We start from the raw sequence: 21646 nt of genomic DNA, 5'->3' as shown, positions 1-21646 counted from the left end.
GAGAGCAAAGGAGGTGATCGAGTGCTGACTACGATTCAACGACGAGTGTTACGCGACATCTCATTGATGTTTATCGTATCGCTATTTGTCATCACGCTGATGGTCATGTTCATCGGGGTGGCACGCGAGGCATTTAATCAAGGCCTCGGTGTCATCGGTGTCATGCAACTCATTCCCTTTGCATTGCCGGATGCACTGTCGCTCGCTGTCCCAGGGACCGCACTTTTCAGCGTTTGCGTCGTCTACGGGCGGATGTCTGCCAACAACGAGTTCACGACGATGCAGTCGGTTGGCATTTCACCCATTCCAACGATGTGGCCCGCGATCGCGTTGACCACGATGCTCAGCGTGCTGACCGTCGGGCTGATCAACGTAGCGTTCACATGGGGATTCTACGGCGTTCAGAATGTCGTGATGTCCTCGGTGGAGCGAGTTGCGTATGGTGTTTTGCAGCGTGAACATTACTTTCAACAAGGTCCGCTCTCTTTGCGTGTTCGTGAAGTCAACGGGGAGGACTTGCTGGAGCCGGTCATTCATTTTCGTCGTAGCAAGAATGAGCTGGTCACCATCACTGCCAGCAAAGCCGTATTGACTTATGAGGAGGATGAGCAAGCCATCAAGCTGTGTTTGACCAACGGGGCAGCCAAGGTCGGCAATGTCGCGTCGTTTCACTTTCCGGACACTTATGTGCAACGGATTCCACTGAAGTCCGGCCCTGCATTGGATTTGCTGACGGAGAATCCCTCTCACATGCCGATGAGCGACTTGCCTGCGGCTTCGGTCAGTCAAGCTGCTGACATTCAGCGGCGAGAAAGCGAGATCGCCGTCCAAGTCGGGTTTAGCCTGCTCTCCAGCCGAAACGATGCACTTGCCGGTGCTGAGTTGCAAAGTCGCGCCGCAGGTCTTGACGCGAGCGAAAAGCGGCTTCATCGACTCAACGCAGAGATGCACCGCCGTTGGGCAAGCGGATTCACTTGTCTTGCAATGTCGATGATCGGTATCCCACTGGCAATTCGTCTACGCACAGCCGACACGATGACTGCGTTCGGTATCGTCTTTTTACCAACTCTGTTGGTTTACTACCCTTTGTTCGCATTGACGGTGGACATGGCCAAGGATGGGCGGATCATCGCGCAAGGCGTTTGGATTGCCAATCTGGTCTTCATCGCCACCAGCATTGTCATGATCCGCAACCTGGTTTATCGCCCCGCCTGATACTCATGTATTTACCCTACAAATCTCGTATTCGTCGTTGGTGGAACGATTCGATGTTCCCCGCAACGGCTCAACCGACCCCCGCCTCTCAGTCATCTGCGCCCCGTCATGTGTTGGCGTGGGCGACGTTGTTGCTGGCATCTGCCGCCGTGTTTTTGCTCAATCCGTCTTATCCGCTGATCGAGCCTGATGAAACGAGATACGCTCAGATCGCGTTGAACATGATCGAGACCGGTGATTGGGTGACACCGATGCTGGATGGTCAGCCCTATCTCGACAAGCCACCATTGATGTACTGGTGCACCGCGTTGAGCCTGAGATTCATGGGAGAAAATGAGTTTGCTGCTCGGTTTCCCTCGACGCTGTCTGCCATCATGACCATTGTCGTGGTCTATCTCTTGGGCAGCAAGATCGTCGGCCGTCGCGCAGCATGGGTTGCCGCCATCGCGTTGGCGTTGTGCGGTGGCTTTGTCATGGCTGGACGCTTCGTCATTTTGGATGCGATGCTGACCTTCTTTACCACCCTGTGTTTGCTCTCCAGCTATTTGGCAGTTCGTGAAACAAAGTTCAGTTGGTCCTGGTGGGCACTCGCGGCATTTGCGTGTGCACTGGGAGTCCTCACCAAAGGACCGGTGGCGCTGGTTCTGTGTGCTCCTCCGTTGGTGGCAAGCGGCTGGCTGTGTGCCGATCACACTCGTCCTCGAGTTCTACAGTGGGCCGTGTTTATCGTCCCGATGCTGTTGATTTGCACGCCTTGGTATATTGCCGTCGCATTGCGAAATGCCGAATTCATGGATTACTTTTTTTGGGAACACAACTTCAAGCGATTCACCCAAGGCTCAAATCATCGTGAGCCGTTTTGGTTTTACATTCCCGTCGTACTGCTGGGAATGTTTCCCACATCGCTGTTGATGCCGTTGGTTGGAATGTTTCTCGCTAGCAGATCGCAACGCGTTGGCGCGCATAGAACCAAGAGTCTCGGGTTCTTGTTTTGCAGTGCTGCATGGACCCTGTTGTTTTTTTCATTGTCCAGTTGCAAGCTGCCGACTTATATTCTGCCAGCGATCCCGATGCTTTGCTTGATCTCAGGGACGCTGGTGGATCGCGTGCTCTGCGGTGCTGAACTGACCGTTCGGCTGGATTGCTTGATGAAAACCTTTCCACAGAGAACCATCTTGACGGTTCTGATTGTGTGGATGGGACTCATCGTCGCCGATTGCTGGATCGCGGGCGCCGTCACGTGGGTAACAATTGTTGCTGCCTCGCTGAGTGTGGCGGGGACGATCGCGACGATCTGGCTGTGGAAGAACGAGATATCTGCGAAGCCGGTTGCATGGGCCGCGACTGCTTTCGTTGGTGTTATCGTACTGGGATTCGCATCTGCAAAACTGCTGGCAACTGCTTCCTATGCACGTTCTATGCACGTCCAGATGGCGACGCTTGTCGAAAAGTATCCGGAGAGGTTGGTGGTATTCTTTGGCGAAAAACCGCATGCAGTGCGGATGAGTTTTCCCGAAATGAAGTACGAGTTTTTTCCCATGGAACAGCGGCAACAGTTTGTTGAGTTCATGGCGCGACATCAATCTGCCATCGTGGTGACGGCGGACGAACACATTGCGTTAACGCGAGAAGCCATCGCATCTTCGCATCGACTGGTCATGACAACCGATCACGAACACCTCTACATTGCCGAGCCAATCAACGATTCCGTGCCGCGGGTAGCGCGCGACGAAAATGGAGAGCGTCGTTAGAATGGCCAAAATCGCAACGCAAATTGCTATCGTGGTCATTCTCCGGATAGTGATCCATACTCCAAGCTCCTACACATGGGCAGTTGAGCTCGACGAAAAGTGGTACCCGGATCAAGTGGAGTTTGCTGACGAGTTCAGTTCCGTCTTTGACGATGGACAACGCATGATTGATGATGTCAGCGCGGAATGTGACGCGATCTGCAGTCGCGGTGGTGTGCATCATTCGTCCCCGTACAGCGTTTCTGTTCACCCGACCCATCCTCAGAAACGGGGCTGGGAGGTGCTGCCCGACGGATTGCTATGGCACTCCTATCTGGCGGATCCACATGAGCCTCGCATCTCGATGGTGATCACGCAAAACAATAACGCTGATTTCTTTTGGGATGCAACGCTGGGTGGCCGTGTCGGTCTGTTGCGGTACGGCACATCAGGAGCATTGGATCCGAAGGGATGGCAATGGGATCTCGAAGGAGCCGTCATGACCCGATTGGATCTGCAACATGCCGAGGACGTCGAATCGATGGACTATCGTTTTGGCACCTTGATCACGAAGTCGGAAGGACCGTGGGCGATGAAGTTCGGTTACTTTCACATCAGCTCACACGTCGGCGACGAATTCTTGGTTCGCAACCCGACGTTTACTCGTATCAACTATGTCACCGAGTCAATGATTCTGGGGGCGAGCTATAAACCCGTCGACGCAATACGGTTGTACGGCGAAATGGCGAATGCCTTTCGCGCATCCGATGGGGCGAGACGGTACCAGTTTCAAACAGGTGCTGAATTCACACCCGCCCCCAATCGTCCGGGAAAATTGATGCCGTTTGCCGCGGCCCATTTCAATTTTCGTCAAGCCGTTGACTACGACGTCTCGACTTCCGTTCAAGTCGGCATGGGGTATCTTGGCCCCAAGTCAGGAAGACGACTTCGATTCGGTCTTCACTACAGTGACGGACCGACAAGCCAATACGAGTTCTTTACCAGGCGAGAATCCATCGCCGGTTTGGGTATTTGGTTCGACTACTAGTGCATCGTCCGGTCTTGATTTTGGGGTTAGCCGTTTTGGCGTTAGCCACGGTTGTGTCACGAAAACCGTGGCTAACGCCAAAACGGCTCATCTACCGAACCCACGTTCTAAGACTGGACGATGCACTATTGGTCTGGGACAACTAGAAGTTAGGGTTTGCCGTAGTGGATCTCGCCAAAGATCCCACCACTACAGGATCTTTAACAAGATCCACTACCCTAAAGATAAGTCACTCCTCGGTATTGCGTGGCTGCAACAGTTTTGCACCATCCTCCACTCGCAAGTGGACATCTCGCTGAGGAAACGGAATCGAGATCCCGGCTTTCGAGAGCGCTTTGGCGATTCTCGCATTGACTTGGTGTGTGACCTCAATTCGGGCTTCCAAGGTTGCCAGATAGAATCGCACATGAAAGATCAAGGCATTGTCGCCGAATGTCTCCAAGTTGATCAACGGTGGTGGATCGTCCATGATTTCTGGATGGCTGGTGACGACGTCTCGCAAGATCTCACGAACATGATCAGGATCGGCGCCATACTCGACTCCGATTTCGAGAGTCAATCGATTGATGACATTGGACAGAGACCAATTCAGAAGTTTCTGAGTGATCAAATCCTTATTCGGCACCACCAGCTCCTTGCGATCCCAGCTCGTCACCGTCGTCGCTCGCATCTGAATTCGCGAAACGACTCCCGTCGTGCTGTCGATGGTCACCACATCGCCCACGCGTACGGGTCGTTCAAGGAGCAGGATGATTCCGGAGACAAAGTTTGCGACGATTTCCTGCAATCCGAATCCGAGGCCGACGGAGATCGCAGCGAGTAGCCAACCGAGTTGCTGATAGGGAACACTCAGCAAATTCATGATCACCAGTGCACCGACGACCAAAACGACGTAACTCAGCAATGAACTGATCGCATACCGGGCACCGCTATCCAGCGTGGTTCGGCTCAGAACCAGCAGTTCCAACATGCTGGGCAGATTTCTCGACGCGAGAAAAATCGCGCCAGTAGCGAGGATCGCGTATGCGATGTCCAACAGACTGACCGTTTCGATGGATTCGCCCGTTCCGACTTGCCAAAGAGTGATATCGTCAAAATATCTCAGCGCGGGTAAAACGTCGCTCCAGATAAATGCTAAGCCGAGGACCACACAGATCGCCGCAATGGCCGAAACCGTCTGGCGGGTTTGTTGATCGAGCGTTGGCAAGTCCGACTGCATGTCTTCGTCCAGTTCGATACCCAGTTCCGCCACGCCTGCTTTCTCCTGCTGCTCCGCTTGTTCCGCCCTGCGTTTGCGTTTCTCCTTCGCACGCTGAATCATCACGTCGCGACGATGCAAGGTCAGCCAACGAGAGACGAGGCCAAGTGCGATGATGCAAATGACCAACAATAGAAACGTCGATTGCAGGGACCGCCCTAATCGATAGGTCGTGTCGAGATACCCGGCCATGGACATCAGGGCAAATGAAACCGGCAGCAAAGTGCTCAACCACCAAATCGTTCGCCGGCGACGAATCAAGATGGAATCAGGAGACGACTTTGCGATCTGATGGTAGAGCGGACTGCTGTTGCGAAACAGAACGTGGTGAAAGATCGCCGTGACCAAAAACAAGAATGTTGCCGAAACTCGTCCGCCAAAAGTCCGCACTTCGGGATTCGGGTGCGAATGCAAGGCGACCATCAGAAAGATTCCAATGCCGCCCAATAGCGTGTACCAGCGAATGTGGCGACGCAAATAGCGGCGGAGCGTATCGATCCAACCGAAATGGATTTCCGCAAGCCCGCCATCGCGACAGGCTTCCTTGAGCAATTCACGCGATGCGACATAGATGGCGACCACGGTTGCCGCAGCCCCCAGCCCCCTCGCGAAATCATTGCCAACGGGATTGGAAAGCAGCAAGTAACCGGTCAGGCCGAATCCGATGGGCCAAAAAGCGGCCGATGTCGCAGTGGCCAGCAACGTGATTCCGGTTTCACGATATCCAGAATCAAACCGAGATGCGTTCTTGCCTTCGGCTAACACCACGCGTCGCATTCTGGGACGCGACAACATGATTGCAATTCCCAAAACGATCAACAGGATCGACTTCAAAGGACGCGATTGGACGGTACCGATCGTCGATGCACTCACGCTTTGCCAATTGCTCGGCGACAGAAACCATTCCGCCGCCTTGGGCATCTGCTGCAACTCCGAAACGGAGAACGCCGGCGCACTGCGAGTCCAGAACAGATTGCGATCGACGAAGTCCGTAAAGCGATCGATCGCCTGCAAGAGTTCGCGACGTAGAGTGTCTGTGGTCAACATGGTCTGAACCAGACTGCTTTGCGATTGCAGTGTTTGCCCAATCAGCTCACGGCGACGATGTAGCAAGACCAGTTCGGCTTGTTGCTGGCTAAGCGTGGACCAATCCAGATCTTGAGTTCTCCAGTCGATGGCAAGTGGTTCCGCGGAGGCAAGTTGTTTATCAATCGTCTCGGCTTCATCCTCCAAACGATATGCGGCAATCCTGTAGTCGTCGACTTTCTCGCTCAAGTCAACACGTGGTCGGTACTTCGCACGCAAGGTTTCATAACTGTCACGTTGTTCACGTAGCATCATCCCCAACGCATCCGTCAGTCCGACAGCGGTGACCCTCTCGGACGCGGTCGTCAGATCGGATTTGACCTTGTCAAATGATTGCTGTATTTCTGTCAATCGGTTGTTTGCGGTTTCGGAATCCTGAATGATCTGCTGTTGGCTTTTGGCAATCACCAAGTTGGACTTGGCCAACTCGTGCAGGGCAGCGGGAACGCTTTGCAGTGTCTCTTGCAGTTTTTGAGCTTCGTCTTCCGCTTGCAACCAGCGTTTGCTCGTCAAAGCGGTTTGCAGTCGATCGATCTCGGAACGCAGGCGATCAGCCCTTTGGCTTGCGAGCATTTGTTGCTTTGGCAGTAAGTCCGTGGTTGCCATGTACGCAGCTTGCTCTTGCCGAAGCGATTCAATTCGCGCATTCAACTCACGAGATTGCGCTTTCAGCAAAGTCAACCTTGCCTGAGATTGCCAGTCCGTCTCATTCGTCGGTAGCGGTGCGGAAAGCTGCTCTTGAATCTCTGCAAGCGCCGTCTCCGCTTGGGTGATCTCTTGTGGGATTTCAGTGAGCCGTTTATTTCGTCGTGTTGGTTCGCCGGACAACTCGGCTGACTTGGCAACGGCTTGGCTCAACTCGCTCTTCGCAGCGGTCAAACGCTGAGAGATTTGATCTACAGAGGCATCCGCGTTGACATCAGTTGGCGTCTCTTGCATTTTCAGAATCGCGGAATCGACGCGCATCAATTCCTGTGCAACGTCCTCCACCATTTGATTATATTGACTCGCTTGCGCGTCCAATTTCTCTGCCTCGCCGAGCGATTGTTTTGCGCGTTGCAGGATTCCCTCCAGTTGCTTGACGCTGGATTCGTCCAAGTTCGAATCTGAACTCAACTCGGCCAAATTTTTCTCGACAGACTCGATGGAGATGTCGTTGTTGCCGGAACTGCTGGTTTGGCCGTTGACGTCTTGCCCCCGGGTCCACCCCGCAGAGACGAGAAACATTGTCAAAACCAGCAACGAAACCCATCGCCTCTCACCATGGTCCCGCTCTGTTGGCGGAAACTTCGATCGGTCGGCTCGATTCGCTGTGTTCATACGTCAGACTGAGAGATGGAGGTATCGAGATAAACGTGAGCTGGACGGACTCGACCGACACTGCATCGTTTGAGCCTATTGTTTGACCGAATCGTAGAGAATGATCAACCACACGCTCACAATCGCAGGATGTGGTTGATGTGATCTCTCCCCGATGTCCTCTAAGAATGGAGAAACCCGGCGCACGGGGCAGATTCCCTAGCGGCGTCCTATCCTCCCTCGTTCGGCGACAATGCGTCAAAGGCACAGGAGACGTTGACCTGGGGCTCAAGCCTGATGTACCTCCAGGTCCATCGTCAGTGCTGACCGCCCATTTGCTCCATCAACGCAGGACAACCTGCTTGCTCTCGCTCAAATACGCCCGAAAACTGCTCTTTCGAGCCTGCCAGTTGCTGTTGGTTTTGGCTGCCGTGTTGTTTGTAACTCGGAATTGGGTTTCACGAGCGGTTTCCCAGCGAGTTGCAAGCTCACTGCTGGGGACAAAGGTTGAGATCGATCGTGTCTTCGTCGGCTGGAATGCAATTCGCGTCGACGGCATGCAAGTTTTTGAACCCAATGATAGGACCAAGGTTCAAATCCAAGTCGATCGAGTTGCGATCACTACATCGATTCTACAGGGCTTGCTGAGCGGCGTTTGGCTCGATTCGGTTTCGATCACCAACCCCCAACTCCATCTGCATTTTGCCGCTGATGGCAAACTGCTGTCTCAATTCCCTGAGTCGAGTGGAAACGAAAGTGGTTCCCCCACGATCCCGATTCGATCCCTCAAGGTGTCCAATGCCAGCGTTATTGTTCACCAGGACGCAGAGCAAAAGATCTTGATTGCCGGTGCAAATCTCGCCGCACACTTCGGACACTTTGCCGTTGTGCGTGCTCAGATCACAGACCTATTCAGTGGAACACTTGCATTTCAAAGCAGGATCGACCTGACCAGTTTCGTCGGTAAGTCGCAGTTGATGATTAATCACTGCCGTTTCAACAGACATCTGATTCCTCGCGGTCTGATGCCCAGTTCGGAACCTTGGTCCTCACTCAGTGCGGGATTCTCTGTGAACGCAACGGTGAATCATGCCGGTCAGCAGGCCTCCTTTGCAAAACACCCCGTGCAGATTCGTGTGACGTTGGATGACGTTGCCGCGAAAGACTTTGGTACTGTGGTTGAGCAATTGACACTGTTGGCCAGCATGGATGACCAGGGGCTGAATCTCGATGTTACCGTTGAAATGCTCGATGGGCAAACCAAGCTCAAAGCGACAACGGACGCGGTGGTCGCACCCATGACAGCCCAAATCACGAGCGAAGTAACGAACTGCAATTTGACACCGCTGATGAGACTGCTTGATTTGCCGATCGCAATCAAGGCATTGGGTGATGTGACGACTCGCTCGTCCGTGAACTGGGACGGCAGCAGCATCCGATTCGATCACTCCATCAAAGCACGCGGGCATGACATCCGAGTCGATGAGCTTGCACTCACGGATGCCAGCTTTCAGTCGGACTGCCGTGGCCAAGTCGACCTGAGTTCGCAACCGCTCGATTTGCTTACTGCGGTGAAAGGTTCGATTATGGGCCAAGTTACATTGCCCGACATCGATCTGCGATGTCTCTCTCAAAGTCTGGCGATCGACGATCTTTCAGGAACCGTTGGAGGCGATGCTTCATTTTCAGCATCTCTGAATGAACTACTCGATTGGTCAACCGTTCAAGCCAATGCCACCTTGCGAAGCACCGGCATTCGAGGCCACGGAATGAAACTGTCCGATTCCCAAATCACATGCGTCTTGGATGCGGGCAAGATCAAGGTTGGCTTTCCTGAAATCGTAGTATCAGACTCACAAGGCGCGATGCTGGCCTCTGCTCGCGGTTCGTTGACAACAAGCTCGGAGGAACCGATTGTCCATGGCTCGGTAGATCTCAAGCTGACGAATCTGACCAACATTGCAACAACCTTTGGGATGCACGCCGATTTGTGGGGCGGCTCCCTGTCCAATCAAATCTCGCTCCGTGTTGCATCGGAGTCGATCGCGAACCCCGAGCGGTGGAATGTTGTTTCAACGTTTGCCTCTCACAACCTAGTGGTTGCCGGAGAGCCGATCGACGACGTGATTCTTGTTGGGCACCTGAACAAGGGCGACGTCACCGTCGCACCGACCACGTTGCGTTGGCGAGAGAACGTTTGCACGATCGCTCTTTCCGGACGATTGCAGCAGAATCTCATCGGAGATGCAGAATTCTCCGCAGGACCGGTATCACTCGCCGATGTGGCCGACGTGTGCTCGACCTCGCTGCAGATGGACGTCCCGTTGACCGGAATCGGATTCCTTGCGGGACGCTTTTCGGGCAACGCGAAAGAACGAAACTTTCATTCGTCTGGTCAGGCAGTGGCAAAGGATGTGATCTATGCGGGCACCGGCATCGGCTCAGCGAACCTGAACTGGGTTGCCGACAACACCGGCCTGCAAATCCAGAGTGCATCCAATGATTTCGTCGGCGGCAAGTTCTCCCTTCTCGCGATGCTTCGATCTTTTCAATGGAATCAATCGACGCTGGAATGTGAGTTCTCGGGAATCCAAATACCCCGGCTGTCGCGGGTGTTTTCAAACTCGCTGAGCGCGACGGGCACCCTCGACGGCGGTTGCTCACTCGCTCTGTCGGGAGCCATCCAAGATCTCTCTGGTTCAGCTTGGGTGATCAGTCGAGGATTCTTGGTAGAACGGATTCCCATTGAAAACGCGGGTGGCAAAATCAAACTCGCAGCCGGAGTACTGTCGGTCACTTCCCAAGCCAACTGCATGCGAGGAAGCGTGACCGGTCGATTGTCCGGCGAATGGGCGGAGCTGCTACGTTTCGCAAACGCCCCGGCGGACCTACGTCGATTGCCGCTGTTCGGTGAAGCGGAAATCAAGGGCTTGGCGATCAATGAATGCATCAGCACGTTGCGATTGGACCCTGTTTTGCATCCACTGTCGGGACTTGTGCATGCGACGTGTAAGCGGAATGAGGCCGATGTCCGCGACGGGACCATGTGTTCCGCCACTGGCTCATTCGAGAATCTGCGATGGGACTCCGCGCGACTCTCGCAGATGATCACCGCTAAAGTCGACTTGTATCCTGATCGGATCAAACTGACGTCCATCGACGGACGTTTTGCCGACGGCCAGCTCAATGGTCGCGCGGAGGTCCTGTTGGGCAACGATCCTCGCGGGACGTTTCAGTTCAGCGCCAATCGAGTCAATCTACGTCAGGCGGCAGCACCGATACAACGATCCCTGGGCAGCGTTTCTGGTACTGCCAGTGTACGTGTCTCGGGACGAATCGGCCAAACGTTGGCGGGACGAATGGACGTCTCGGCGGACAATTCAACCGTTGCCAGTTTGAACGTACGCGCGGTTCGAATGCCATTCGACTGGACGATCACGCCGTCCACAAAGAACCTGACGTGGCGATGTCGCTCAGGAGTGGTGGAAGTTGGCAACGGAAAGATCAATGTCGCCACCGAGGGCGAATATTCCCGTGCACTGGACATGCGTTTGACTGCCAAGCTGAGCCAGATCGACACCACTCGACTCATACGGGGCAACACCACGGGTGCGGGAATCCTGAACGGCCAAGTCAACCTGTGGGCAAGGCGGGCAACCAGACCGGAGCAGATCGCGGGAGACTTTGATTTGACGATGGCGCAGGTCGATTCCCTGGAGCTGCCGATCCTGGATCAACTTGATCAATTGGTCCGCTTGAGCCCTTCCCTTGGTGCCACTCGTGACAACACCGGCGTCATGCGTGGCCGACTTTCCAATGGGCAACTGCACGTTGATCGTCTGGCAATCACGCAGAGCAATGTCCAGGTGCTGATGGATGGAGCGGCATCATTGGACGGACGTTTGGACTTTGACATCACCGCCGCAACGGGCACGGTGGGGCCGGCCGACGGCTTGAGTTTCCTAACGGACTCACCGCTGATGCTAGCTGCTCCTGCCCCTGTCGCATTGGTCTTGAAAGCGAACGAAGCCATGAAGGATCGTGTGGTGCACGTTCACGTCGGTGGTACCGCCAACAAACCAACCCTACGCCTGCAACCTGCAAAACAATTGACTCAAGACACATTGCGATTCTTTCTGACTGCCGGATTTGGGGCCGACGTGGCCAACATCGCCGAGCAGTCTCGACAGAACCGACAACTCCGATGAATACGAGAGCCGAATGATGAATCGAAATTTTCCTTTTCCCATTCTTGCCAGGCGAAATCCGGTGAGCGTGACGGGGACCTGCTTGGCTCTGTGCATTGCCGCCATGCTGTCATTGACAGGTTGTCGAACAGCGGCATCCATCGGGCTTCCGGTTTCGGCAAACACGAATGCTTTGTTGCCTCACGCGACTCATTTGCGTGAACGCGTCGGCCATCGTTCTGATATCGCAACGGAATTGGCCAAGGTCGCCTTGCCGCCGTCGCGAGTGGAGGCGGGCGATGTTTTGGTCATCGAACCAAACGACTTCAACTCTCCCATTCGTATTCAAAGCGATCAGACGGTTCAGCAGGATGGCACGATTGAGTTGGGTGACTATGGACGTTTCATGGTCATGGGGATGACGACGGACGAGATTCAACAGCTTGTCCAAACGCGTGTCGCATCGCGAGAAACGGAGAAAAGCCAAAACCGGATCGCGTTGGCCTCACACCGAAACTCCGGCTCGGCCCCGGCCGAGGAAGTCGTCGACTACGGCATCAGCGTCCGACTGGTCAACAAAGAAGACGCACAGTTTTACGTCATGGGCGAAGTCAATGCGCCAGGGTCGTATCCTTTGATCGGTGCCGACACGGTACTGGATGCTCTGATTGCGGCCGGTGGATTGTCGGACCGGGCAAACGAGCACAAGATCATCCTGACACGTCCGCGATTGGATGGTCAGCCGCGACAAGTCCTGCCGGTATGCTTCAAGCAAGTGGTGCAACTGGGCGACGTGTCGACGAACTACCAGCTCCAACCGGGAGACAGAATCTATGTTCCCAGCATCACGCTCTGGGAGGATGTCAAGCAGAGCGTGGCATTTGGCAGCGACAAGAGTTGTCCCCATTGCCGCAGCTATGAGCGGTAGCAGTACGTACGTCAGCCTTTCCAGGCTGACGTTTCCCCAAGTACGTCAGCCTAGGCGCGGATTATTCATCAGCCGGCACGCGATAGCGTCCGGTTCCCGAGTATAGGTGCAAGAACCGGACGCTATCGCGTGGCGGCTGATATGCGCAGACTGTTTTCGTGCCAATCCGCGCAAGTCGTTTCGTGCAAACGTATTGCGATGACCGTATTGAGTCGCATGAATAATCCGGGCTAGTGCATCGTCCAGTCTTGGAACGTGGGTTTGATAAATGAGCCGTTTTGGCGTTAGCCACGGTTTTCGCGACTCAACCGTGGCTAACGCCAAAACGGCTAACCCCAAAATCAAGACTGGACGATGCACTAGAAAGGCTGACGTACTGGAGGCTGACGTACTGGATTACTCCAGACGGAAGATCGTTACGCCCAGCGGTGGCAGGTCGACTAGGATGCTTTCGGGGCGACCGTGATGGCCTTCACCACGCGTGTTGCGTCCCGGGTAGTTGCCCATGTTGCTGCCCCCGTAGGCTTCGCTATCGCTGTTGAAGATCTCTTTCCAGAAACCCGCTTCTGGCACACCGACGGGATAGGATCGTCGCACGACCGGGGTGAAGTTGCAGCACACGACGATCGGCGCGGCACCTTCCATGCCTTTCCGCATGTAGACTAACACACTGTCTTCTGCATTCATGCAGTCGATCCACTCGAATCCCTCGTGGCTGAAGTCGAGTTCATGAAGGGCAGGGTTCTCGTTCACGATTCGGTTCAGATCAGATACACACTGCTGGATGCCACGGTGGGTGTCAAAGTCCAGTAACAGCCAGTCGGGACCGTCGTCTTCGTTCCACTCATTCCACTGTCCCAGTTCTCCGCCCATGAACAAGAGTTTCTTGCCCGGGTGCGTCCACATGTAGGAATAGAGCAGGCGTAAGTTGGCGAATTTTTGCCACATGTCACCCGGCATCTGGCTGATCAGCGAACCCTTGCCGTGCACCACTTCGTCGTGCGAGAGCGGCAGCATGAAGTTCTCTGTGAACGCGTAGATCAAGCTGAACGTGAGGTCGTTCTGGTGATGCTTGCGGTGGATCGGCTCCTTGTGAAAATACTCCAATGAGTCGTTCATCCATCCCATGTTCCACTTGTACGTGAAACCAAGTCCCCCGTCGTACGTGGGACGCGACACACCAGGCCATGCCGTCGACTCTTCTGCAGCGGTCACGACGCCAGGGAACTTTTCGTGTACGACCGTGTTGAATTCACGCAAGAAATCGATGGCTTCCAGGTTCTCACGTCCACCGTATTGATTGGGAATCCAGCCGCCGTCTTCTCGGCTGTAATCCAGGTACAACATGGACGCGACCGCGTCGACTCGCAGTCCGTCGATGTGATACTTGTCCAACCAGAACAAAGCGTTGGCGACGAGGAAATTTCGGACTTCGTTGCGTCCGAAGTTAAAGATCATCGTTCCCCAATCGGGATGCTCACCCTGACGCGGGTCCGCGTGCTCGTACAACGCGGTACCGTCGAACCGAGCCAATCCGTGTTGATCTTTGGGGAAGTGTGCTGGGACCCAGTCGATGATCACACCGATGCCGTGCTGGTGAAGATAATCGACAAAGTACATGAAGTCCTGCGGGCTGCCGTGGCGACTGGTCGGTGCAAAATAACCGACGGTTTGATAGCCCCAGGAGCCGGAGAACGGATGCTCGGTGATCGGCAACAGTTCCACGTGTGTGAAATTCATGCGATGGCAGTAGTCGGTCAGTCGCTTGGCGAGGTCCCGATAGTCCAGCCAGCCGTGCGTGCGACCGGGGCCTTTTTTCCAGCTGCCCAAGTGAACTTCGTAGACGTTCATCGGCGAGTGCATCGGATTTTGCAACTGACGCTGCTCCATCCATTCGCCGTCGCTCCAATGATGCGTCGTCAAATCGGTGATGATCGAAGCGGTCAGCGGCGGCAGCTCGGCGGCGAAGCCCATGGGGTCGGTCTTGTCGACCCATTGCCCGTTGTGATCCAACAAACGGAACTTGTATTTTTGGCCGGTCTTAGCACCTGGAACAAACAGTTCCCAAACGCCAATGTTGGGCAATTGTCGTGCAACGTGTTTGCGGCCGTCCCATCCGTTGAAATCACCGACCACCTGAACACTGCGTGCGTTGGGTGCCCACACGGCGAAGTTCACGCCGGGGGTATCATCGACCGTTCGGATCTGTGCCCCTAGACGGTGATAGATGTCGTGATGCCGACCTTCGCCCATCAGGTATCGGTCGTAGTCGGTCAGAATGGAAGGAACAGCGTAGGGATCTTGGATGTCAATCATGTCGCCTGAGTCGTTGGCCATCTGGATACGGTAACGAGAGTGGGCGTTTCCCACCCTGCCATCTTCACCGCTAATGACGGTGCCGTCGATGGGACCGTCACAAATTGCCTCAAAAAACCCCGCAGGATGCAGTTGTCGCATCGGTCGGCGGACGCCGCTGGCACGGTCAATCACCCATGCGGCGCGGGCATCGGGCAGAAAACTGCGGACGGCCATCGCCGTCTGGCCACGCCAGTCGACCGCGTGGGGACCGAGTACCGCGGCTGGATTTTCAAACTCACCGGTGATCAAACGACCAATGTCGGAAAGGGAGACTTGGGTATGCATGGATCGCTAGCGTCGATTTGGCAGAGGAGTGGCGGAATGGTGAAATGGTTAGGGGGCTCAACCGTTGTTGAGCAAGTCTTGTGAGGTGAACCGGCGACGACGACTTGCGTTCGCCTTCGCTGTCTCGCTGACGGAGCCGCCCGCTCCGCTGCCACCCATCAACAATCTTCGCAGTCGATCGGCTGATCGTCGCGGTGACGGTCCGTTGTGCGCGTTATCAACCCGTACAATCAGACCGTCACTGGAACCTTGGCTCGTTTCATCAACGCTTACCGTGTTGCCAAAGCTCACCAGTCGTGAGCTGATCAAACAGGCTTCCACGCGATGGATCGACAAAGCATGGTCGACGCGTCGCCAAAGGTCTCCGTTTTGCACATCGATGCGTCGACCGAAATGTTCCCACATGAAATTGTTTTGTCGCCAACGCGGCAGGGAATCGGACAAGGATCGGATCAAGTAACGATTGTTGCTCAACAGCGTGACCGACGACGATCCTTCGATCGCCTCAAGTCCACGGACGGCAGCCAACAAAGTCAGTCGATTCAAGTCTCCAAAGTCCTGGTCCTCGGCCTCTAATACTTGGACTCCGTCAACCGTCTCCAAGCTGAATCGCCACGCGCCATCGCTCAGCGTCGTCGAGCGCGCTTCGCAGACGAGCAAGTACTCAGACTGGCCATCGTGTTGGAGTTGTTGTTTGGTGACGGGCATCATCAATGGGCGGTGATGGGTGGCAGTTGGTGGCGAAGGATCGAATGCGTCACAGGATGACGCATGTGTTTGGACACCCTCTGCAGCTTCTTGCGAGTACTGAAACGCATCAGGTTTGTTGGCGTCGGACAAACGTGGCAGGGTCAGCTTCACAGCAAATAGCTCCAGCGGGAGGGGATTCGTCGGGTATCCAAACACACGCATCGACGCATCGATCCTTCGATGGGCGGTACCGTTCCAGCGGAACTCGGTACCTCAGTCGCTGTACACTCAGACTTGGCCACTGAAAGGGAGGGGCGGACAATCCTCGGTACACATTAAGCAGTCGTCAAAGTTTGCCGCGCCACCGGAGCTTGTCCAAAGGAATTTGCCGACGCAAGTTCACACCCGATCGCAGAAAGCGGTCAGTCGCTACAACCGTTCAGGTTGGCGTCACATCGTTTGCCCCGCAGCCGAAGGCGCAGGAGACACTGGGCTGCTCAAAATCTGGCGTTGACTTGATGTTTCGGCGTTTTTATTGAGACGTTTCGGCGAATGCGAGGGTGGGAGCCTGTCTGCGCAAGTCAATGATTGGGAACGGCAAAACGCTTGGCGGGGCACGCTATCGACTTTCCAAGTCGAAAACGAACACCACCATCCGCCCAAACACAAGCCAGACGCCGTGTGCCGTGCTTCGCAACTGTTACCGCCCAGCTGCGTTCGAGGGACGTGACAGCAACTTGCAGAACGCCACAGCGCCACAACCCCAAATTTTGAACAGCCCAGCCTAACCCTGGGCTGTTCAAAATTTGGGGTTGTGGCATTTTGGGTTTGCGCAAGTTTATGTCCCTACTGCCGGCGAAGCTGGTGGACTCCAGTGAGCCTCAGGCGCTAGCCGTGGGCCTGAGGCGTGTGGTGCCTCCAGTGAGCCTCAGGCGCTAGCCGTGGGCCTGAGGCGGATTGCGGTGCCTCCAGTGAGCCTCAGGCGCTAGCCGTGGGCTGAGGCGGATTGCGGTGCCTCCAGTGAGCCTCAGGCGCTAGCCGTGGGCCTGAGGCGGATTGTGGTGCCGGCCCACGGCTAGCGCCTGAGGCTCACGTGGTGCCGGCCCACGGCTAGCGCCTGAGGCTCACTTTGATTGTGACAGGTGGAACAAAAACATTGACAAAATTGCAGTGTCAACACTAATCTTTGAGCAGCCCAGCCTAACCCGTGCATTCCCAATCTCGATTCAATCAGCGGTCTCTTTCGGCTGAGTGTCAGGCTAGAAAGCCTGACGTACGTTATCTCTGCGGCAGCAACATGCAGACGGCTTGGCGATCATTGCGGACAATCAAATAACGTCCAGCCAACGTGGGAATGTTCCAAGTCTTGGAGTTCAGTAGGTCCAAGCGGCCCAGTTCTCGATACTGCTCGGGTGTCGCCGCGATGAATTGGACTTCTCCACTCTCGCACTGGACGATCAAGACGTCATCGGCGAGGATCATTTGCCCTTGTCCGGCGCGATCGGCTCGCGGCTGCAGCCAAAACTGGGACGCTTCTCTCAAGTCAACCGCTTGGACGGCTCCGTTGCTGATCCCAAAACCGATCTCACCGTCGATGCAGGCGTGGTTGAATTTGGTTTTCATCACCCGGCTGGACTTCCAGAGCTCGGTTGCTGAAAACGTAGCATCTTCGTTTTGTGAGATTTGGTACAACGCACTTCCACCCCCGTAACCTTTGCCGACCAAGACACGATCGGAACCCACTGGGATTGCTGCCGCACAGTTGGCCCCCGTGTTCGTCGATCCCGGCCATGAAAACGACCAAATCGGTTTGCCGTCGCCGACCAAGTGTCCCGAAACGGTGCTTTCGTTGACCGAAACGATTTGCCGTTGGCCTGCCAAAGTCAACAAGACCGGCGAGGCGTAGCTGAGTTGGTCGTCGCCGGCGGTCCAGGCAATGTCTCCTGTTTCAGTGCTCATTGCGATCAGGCTTCTGCCACCTGAGAACGAATCCGGTGCACCAAAAGCCAAAACACAAAGTCCATCGACGATGAGCGGTGAGGAAGCGTGTCCCCATGGAGCGACTTGTTCGAATTCGCTCTGGCTCCAACCCGCGATGCTGTTCAGGTCCGCCGTCCAAACCAGATCGCCTGTATGCAAATCCACGCACCACAGATAGCCGGTCGCGCTGAGCGCAAAGACACGATTCTCGTGAATCGTTGGTGTGCTGCGCGGCCCAGAGCCGCCGAGCAAGTTGGTGTGAAGCCCTGGATGGGTTTGCATCCAGACCAACGCACCATCATTGATCCGATAGGCAGTCAAGCATTCGGATTCTTCTCGCTGTTCTTGCGTGACGGCCAGTCCGTCAGCGACGGCAAAGGATGACCAACCTGGGCCAATGCCTTGATCCCACAGCACCTGCACGTCCGAGAGCGTGCGAGGAACGTCAAAGTCCCTCCGGGCGTAAACACCATTTCGGTTGGGGCCGAGGAATTGAGGGGACGTTCTATCAAGTGAACCTGACTCCAGCCCTCCAGGGTTCGTGATGTCTTCGAGCGACTCGCTTTCCAACTCCGGCAATGGGATCGATGCATCGCCACTCAATCGCCAAACAAAGATCGGCCACATCTCGCCGCTGAAACCATCGAACCGAAACAGGATCGCCAGGAGAGCAAACGTTCCGAAGGTGAAGACCGGAACCAACGCGATGCTTAGTTTGCGCAGTTTGCGATGTGCAAGCACCAGAAGTGCGATGCAAGCGACAGCGACGGCCACCATGGTCACAATATTTGCATTTTGGTGATCCAAATCCGGCGCGAAGACTTGCGCCACGACGGCAACCGCCAAACCCAGTACAGCGATTCCGACGCACATCAGGAATCCTCGGTCGTACCTAGGTGGAGCGGGCGTCCCGGGCGGCGCAACAGGTGATTCCGGCTCATAGGAGCTGGAAACGTCGACTTCAGGAGATTCGTCGTGCTGATTCATGGTTCAATAGGATGTGGGCGGGCTGAATTTGACCCGTGGTTCCGCTACGAACAGGCGATTGGTTAATATGGACGAAAACACCTGATGCCTGCTATCCCCTCAATCGCTCTGACGCTCGCCATCCCCTCGTACGCAATGAATGCACCCATGTTTCCTCACGCTTTCCAGACCGCACAAGCATTGCGGGAGAATATGGAAAAGGTCGTGTTGGGAAAGCAGGAGGTCGTTCGGGCGGTCGTGGTCGCCCTGCTCGCCGGCGAACACCTGCTGCTGGAAGACGTCCCCGGCGTTGGAAAAACTCTGGTCGCTAAGGCGCTTGCCCAAAGCATCCGCGGAAAGTTCGCTCGTTTGCAATTCACGCCGGATTTGCTGCCAAGCGATATCACCGGCAGCATGATCTTTCGCTCCGACACTCGCGAGTTTGAGTTCAGTCGTGGTCCCATCTTTGCAAATGTGATCGTGGCGGACGAGATCAACCGTGCTCCACCTCGGACGCAGTCCGCACTGCTAGAGGCGATGAGCGAAGGCCAAGTGTCTGTCGATGGGACCAGTCACCCACTGCCCAAACCCTTCATCGTAGTGGCCACGCAGAATCCGTTTGAATTCGAAGGCACCTATGCGTTGCCCGAAAGCCAACTGGATCGTTTTCTGCTGCGAACCAGCGTCGGTTACCCATCGCCCGAATTTGAACGCCGCGTTTTCGAGACACATCGCAACGGCCAGCCTGTCGAAAAATTGACCAGCGTCGTAGACGCCGAGCAAGTCGTCGCGGCACAACAGGCAGTCGGTCATGTTCGCTTTGACGACGCACTGGTCGACTATCTGATGGCAATCGTGCACGCGACTCGCAGCGAGAATGGTTTTGATGTCGGTGTCAGCACGCGTGCCGCACTGAGTTTCTATCGTGGTTGCCAAGCCAACGCGATCACCATGCACCGTGACTTCGTCACACCCGACGACATCAAATCGCTTGCCGTGCCCACCCTGGCGCACCGTGTCAGCACCAGTGACGTTTTTCAAGGCGCCTCGCGGTCAGCCACCGAGCAACGCATCACGGAATTGTTGCAGCAGATCCCAGTGCCGGTTTAAGCATATAGCGCTAGACAAAGAACACATTGATGACGGCTTCCGAAATACCATCCGCCGAACCACCGGCATCGACAACACGCCGCGACACACGCTTTGGCGTCATAGGCACCGGTCGGATCACACGACGCCTGGTCGCCGACCTGCAATCCACCGACGGCGTGGCCGTGACCGCGATCGCAAGTCGTGACCAGCAGAGGGCGCAGTGGTTTGCCAATCAATACGGTATCGCCAACGCGGTGACTGGCTACGCCGCATTGCTGGAACGTGACGACATCGATGCGGTTTATATTTCGTTGCCACCTTCGATGCACCACCAGTGGTGCGTGAAAGCTGCAGAGGCGGGCAAACACCTGCTGTGTGAAAAACCACTGGCAATGAACGCGGAGCAAGCCGTCGAGATCGACCAAGTGTGCTCGGCCAGCTCGGTCCGCTGGTTGGACGCGACAGGCTGGCAACACCATCCGCGAACCGATCAAATGAAGCAGTGGTTGTTGGAAAACCGCTTCGGCGAGATCGGGCACGTGACGGCCGCTGTGTCTTTCTACAAACCATTCCTATCGGACGAACATCGATTGGATTCTTCGCTGGGAGGCGGATGTCTGTTGGACCTCGCCTGGTACACTTGTGGATTGATTCGTTGGGCGACCGACAAGATGCCCGTCAGCGTCATGGGGGATGCGGTCATGCATGGTGACGTGCCGATGCGAGTGACCGGAATGCTTCGTTTCGACGACGATTCAACCGCCAGTTTTTCGTGTGGATATGATACGGCGACGCGAAAATGGTTTGAGGTAGCGGGCAGTGCTTCGTCGCTGATCTGCGACGATTTCACACGTCCCTGGGACGATCGTCCGACGCGATGTTGGATTCACGAAGCGTCGGGAGAAGTAGCGTCACACACCTTCGGCGGTGCCCAAGAACGCGTGATGATTGCGAAACTGGTCGGCGATGCATCGCTAAAGAACTACCAAACGCAGGCAATCGATACCCACCGGATTCTTGATGCCTTGTCAAAATCGCTCCAGTCCGAAACCCGCGTCGAACTGGCTGATGCGGCGTCCGTCACTTCATTTGTTCCCAGCAGCAGGGTCTGACCATGAGAATGATCATCGCCATCATTCAGCCAACAAAGCTTTCCACCGTCCGCGATGCGTTGCGGGAAATGGACGTGCACAGTTTCAGCGTCTGTGATGCGATTGGATACGGGCGGCAGCGGGGACAGATTGCCAGCTTTCGAGGCAACGAGTACCGAGTGGAACTGCTTCGAAAGATCGAGCTGGAGATTCTGGTCCGCGACGAGTTGCTGGAGCCGACGATCGAAACCATCCGCAGACACGCGTTGACAGGCTCCGCCGGTCAAATCGGTGACGGCAAAATCTTTGTGCTGCCCGTCGCAGACGCCATCGACATGGAAGCAGGGTATGCGGGAGCGGTCGAAGACGACATCTGACCGACAGACGCTCGACGTTCCACGTCGATAGCGTGCGGCTGAAATTTTCATGCGAT

General features: G+C 55.5%; 12 protein-coding genes. 8 read left to right on the top strand and 4 right to left on the bottom strand.

All coding sequences use genetic code 11. From position 1 onward, the window contains the following. Nucleotides 1-21 precede the first annotated feature (21 nt). The 3 genes from Pla52nx_RS17490 to Pla52nx_RS17480 are packed head-to-tail and all read left to right on the top strand — an operon-like array spanning nucleotide 22 to nucleotide 3993. Entirely contained in the window at nucleotides 22-1215 is a 1194-nt protein-coding gene (locus tag Pla52nx_RS17490; RefSeq protein ID WP_146522062.1) for an LptF/LptG family permease, read from the top strand. Between the two features lie 53 nt (nucleotides 1216-1268). Then, nucleotides 1269-2966: a phospholipid carrier-dependent glycosyltransferase gene (locus Pla52nx_RS17485; RefSeq protein WP_197454892.1), complete on the top strand. Its 1698-nt coding sequence runs from the start codon at nucleotides 1269-1271 to the stop codon at nucleotides 2964-2966. A 49-nt stretch (nucleotides 2967-3015) separates the two neighbouring features. Further along, nucleotides 3016-3993, top strand: coding sequence for a DUF1207 domain-containing protein (locus Pla52nx_RS17480; RefSeq protein ID WP_342190181.1), 978 nt, complete (start codon nucleotides 3016-3018; stop codon nucleotides 3991-3993). A gap of 229 nt (nucleotides 3994-4222) precedes the next feature. Here the strand turns inward: Pla52nx_RS17480 and Pla52nx_RS17475 are convergent, their stop codons facing one another. Next, nucleotides 4223-7564: a mechanosensitive ion channel domain-containing protein gene (locus tag Pla52nx_RS17475; RefSeq protein ID WP_197454893.1), complete on the bottom strand. Its 3342-nt coding sequence runs from the start codon at nucleotides 7562-7564 to the stop codon at nucleotides 4223-4225. Nucleotides 7565-7956: 392 nt separating this feature from the next. On the opposite strand from Pla52nx_RS17475, the gene Pla52nx_RS17470 reads away from it, so the two are divergent. After that, a complete protein-coding gene (locus Pla52nx_RS17470; protein WP_231742294.1) occupies nucleotides 7957-11844 on the top strand; it encodes a hypothetical protein in 3888 nt (1295 codons plus the stop codon). Nucleotides 11845-11860: 16 nt separating this feature from the next. Continuing rightward, nucleotides 11861-12751, top strand: coding sequence for a polysaccharide biosynthesis/export family protein (locus Pla52nx_RS17465; RefSeq protein WP_231742295.1), 891 nt, complete (start codon nucleotides 11861-11863; stop codon nucleotides 12749-12751). A gap of 396 nt (nucleotides 12752-13147) precedes the next feature. Here Pla52nx_RS17465 and glgB read toward each other — a convergent pair whose 3' ends face one another. The 3 genes from glgB to Pla52nx_RS17450 all read right to left on the bottom strand — a co-directional run bounded on the left by glgB (nucleotide 13148) and on the right by Pla52nx_RS17450 (nucleotide 19051). Beyond that, nucleotides 13148-15394, bottom strand: coding sequence for a 1,4-alpha-glucan branching protein GlgB (gene glgB, locus Pla52nx_RS17460; protein WP_146522068.1), 2247 nt, complete (start codon nucleotides 15392-15394; stop codon nucleotides 13148-13150). Nucleotides 15395-15451: 57 nt separating this feature from the next. Further along, entirely contained in the window at nucleotides 15452-16255 is an 804-nt protein-coding gene (locus Pla52nx_RS17455; protein ID WP_342190180.1) for a ribonuclease HI, read from the bottom strand. 1107 nt (nucleotides 16256-17362) lie between these two features. Continuing rightward, nucleotides 17363-19051: a PQQ-binding-like beta-propeller repeat protein gene (locus Pla52nx_RS17450; protein ID WP_146522070.1), complete on the bottom strand. Its 1689-nt coding sequence runs from the start codon at nucleotides 19049-19051 to the stop codon at nucleotides 17363-17365. 192 nt (nucleotides 19052-19243) lie between these two features. Between Pla52nx_RS17450 and Pla52nx_RS17445 the strand changes: the two genes are divergently transcribed. Genes Pla52nx_RS17445 through Pla52nx_RS17435 form a run of 3 tightly spaced genes read left to right on the top strand, consistent with a single transcriptional unit; the run spans nucleotide 19244 to nucleotide 21590 of the window. After that, a complete protein-coding gene (locus tag Pla52nx_RS17445; protein WP_146522251.1) occupies nucleotides 19244-20140 on the top strand; it encodes an AAA family ATPase in 897 nt (298 codons plus the stop codon). A gap of 29 nt (nucleotides 20141-20169) precedes the next feature. Continuing rightward, nucleotides 20170-21234, top strand: coding sequence for a Gfo/Idh/MocA family protein (locus Pla52nx_RS17440; RefSeq protein ID WP_146522071.1), 1065 nt, complete (start codon nucleotides 20170-20172; stop codon nucleotides 21232-21234). Nucleotides 21235-21236: 2 nt separating this feature from the next. Further along, on the top strand, nucleotides 21237-21590 hold the full coding sequence (locus tag Pla52nx_RS17435; RefSeq protein ID WP_146522072.1) for a P-II family nitrogen regulator: 354 nt from the start codon (nucleotides 21237-21239) through the stop codon (nucleotides 21588-21590). The last annotated feature ends 56 nt before the right edge of the window (nucleotides 21591-21646 follow it).

It is taken from the genome of Stieleria varia (genome assembly GCF_038443385.1).
In the GTDB taxonomy this organism is placed as follows: domain Bacteria; phylum Planctomycetota; class Planctomycetia; order Pirellulales; family Pirellulaceae; genus Stieleria; species Stieleria varia.
This window is presented reverse-complemented; position numbering and strand designations above follow the sequence as displayed.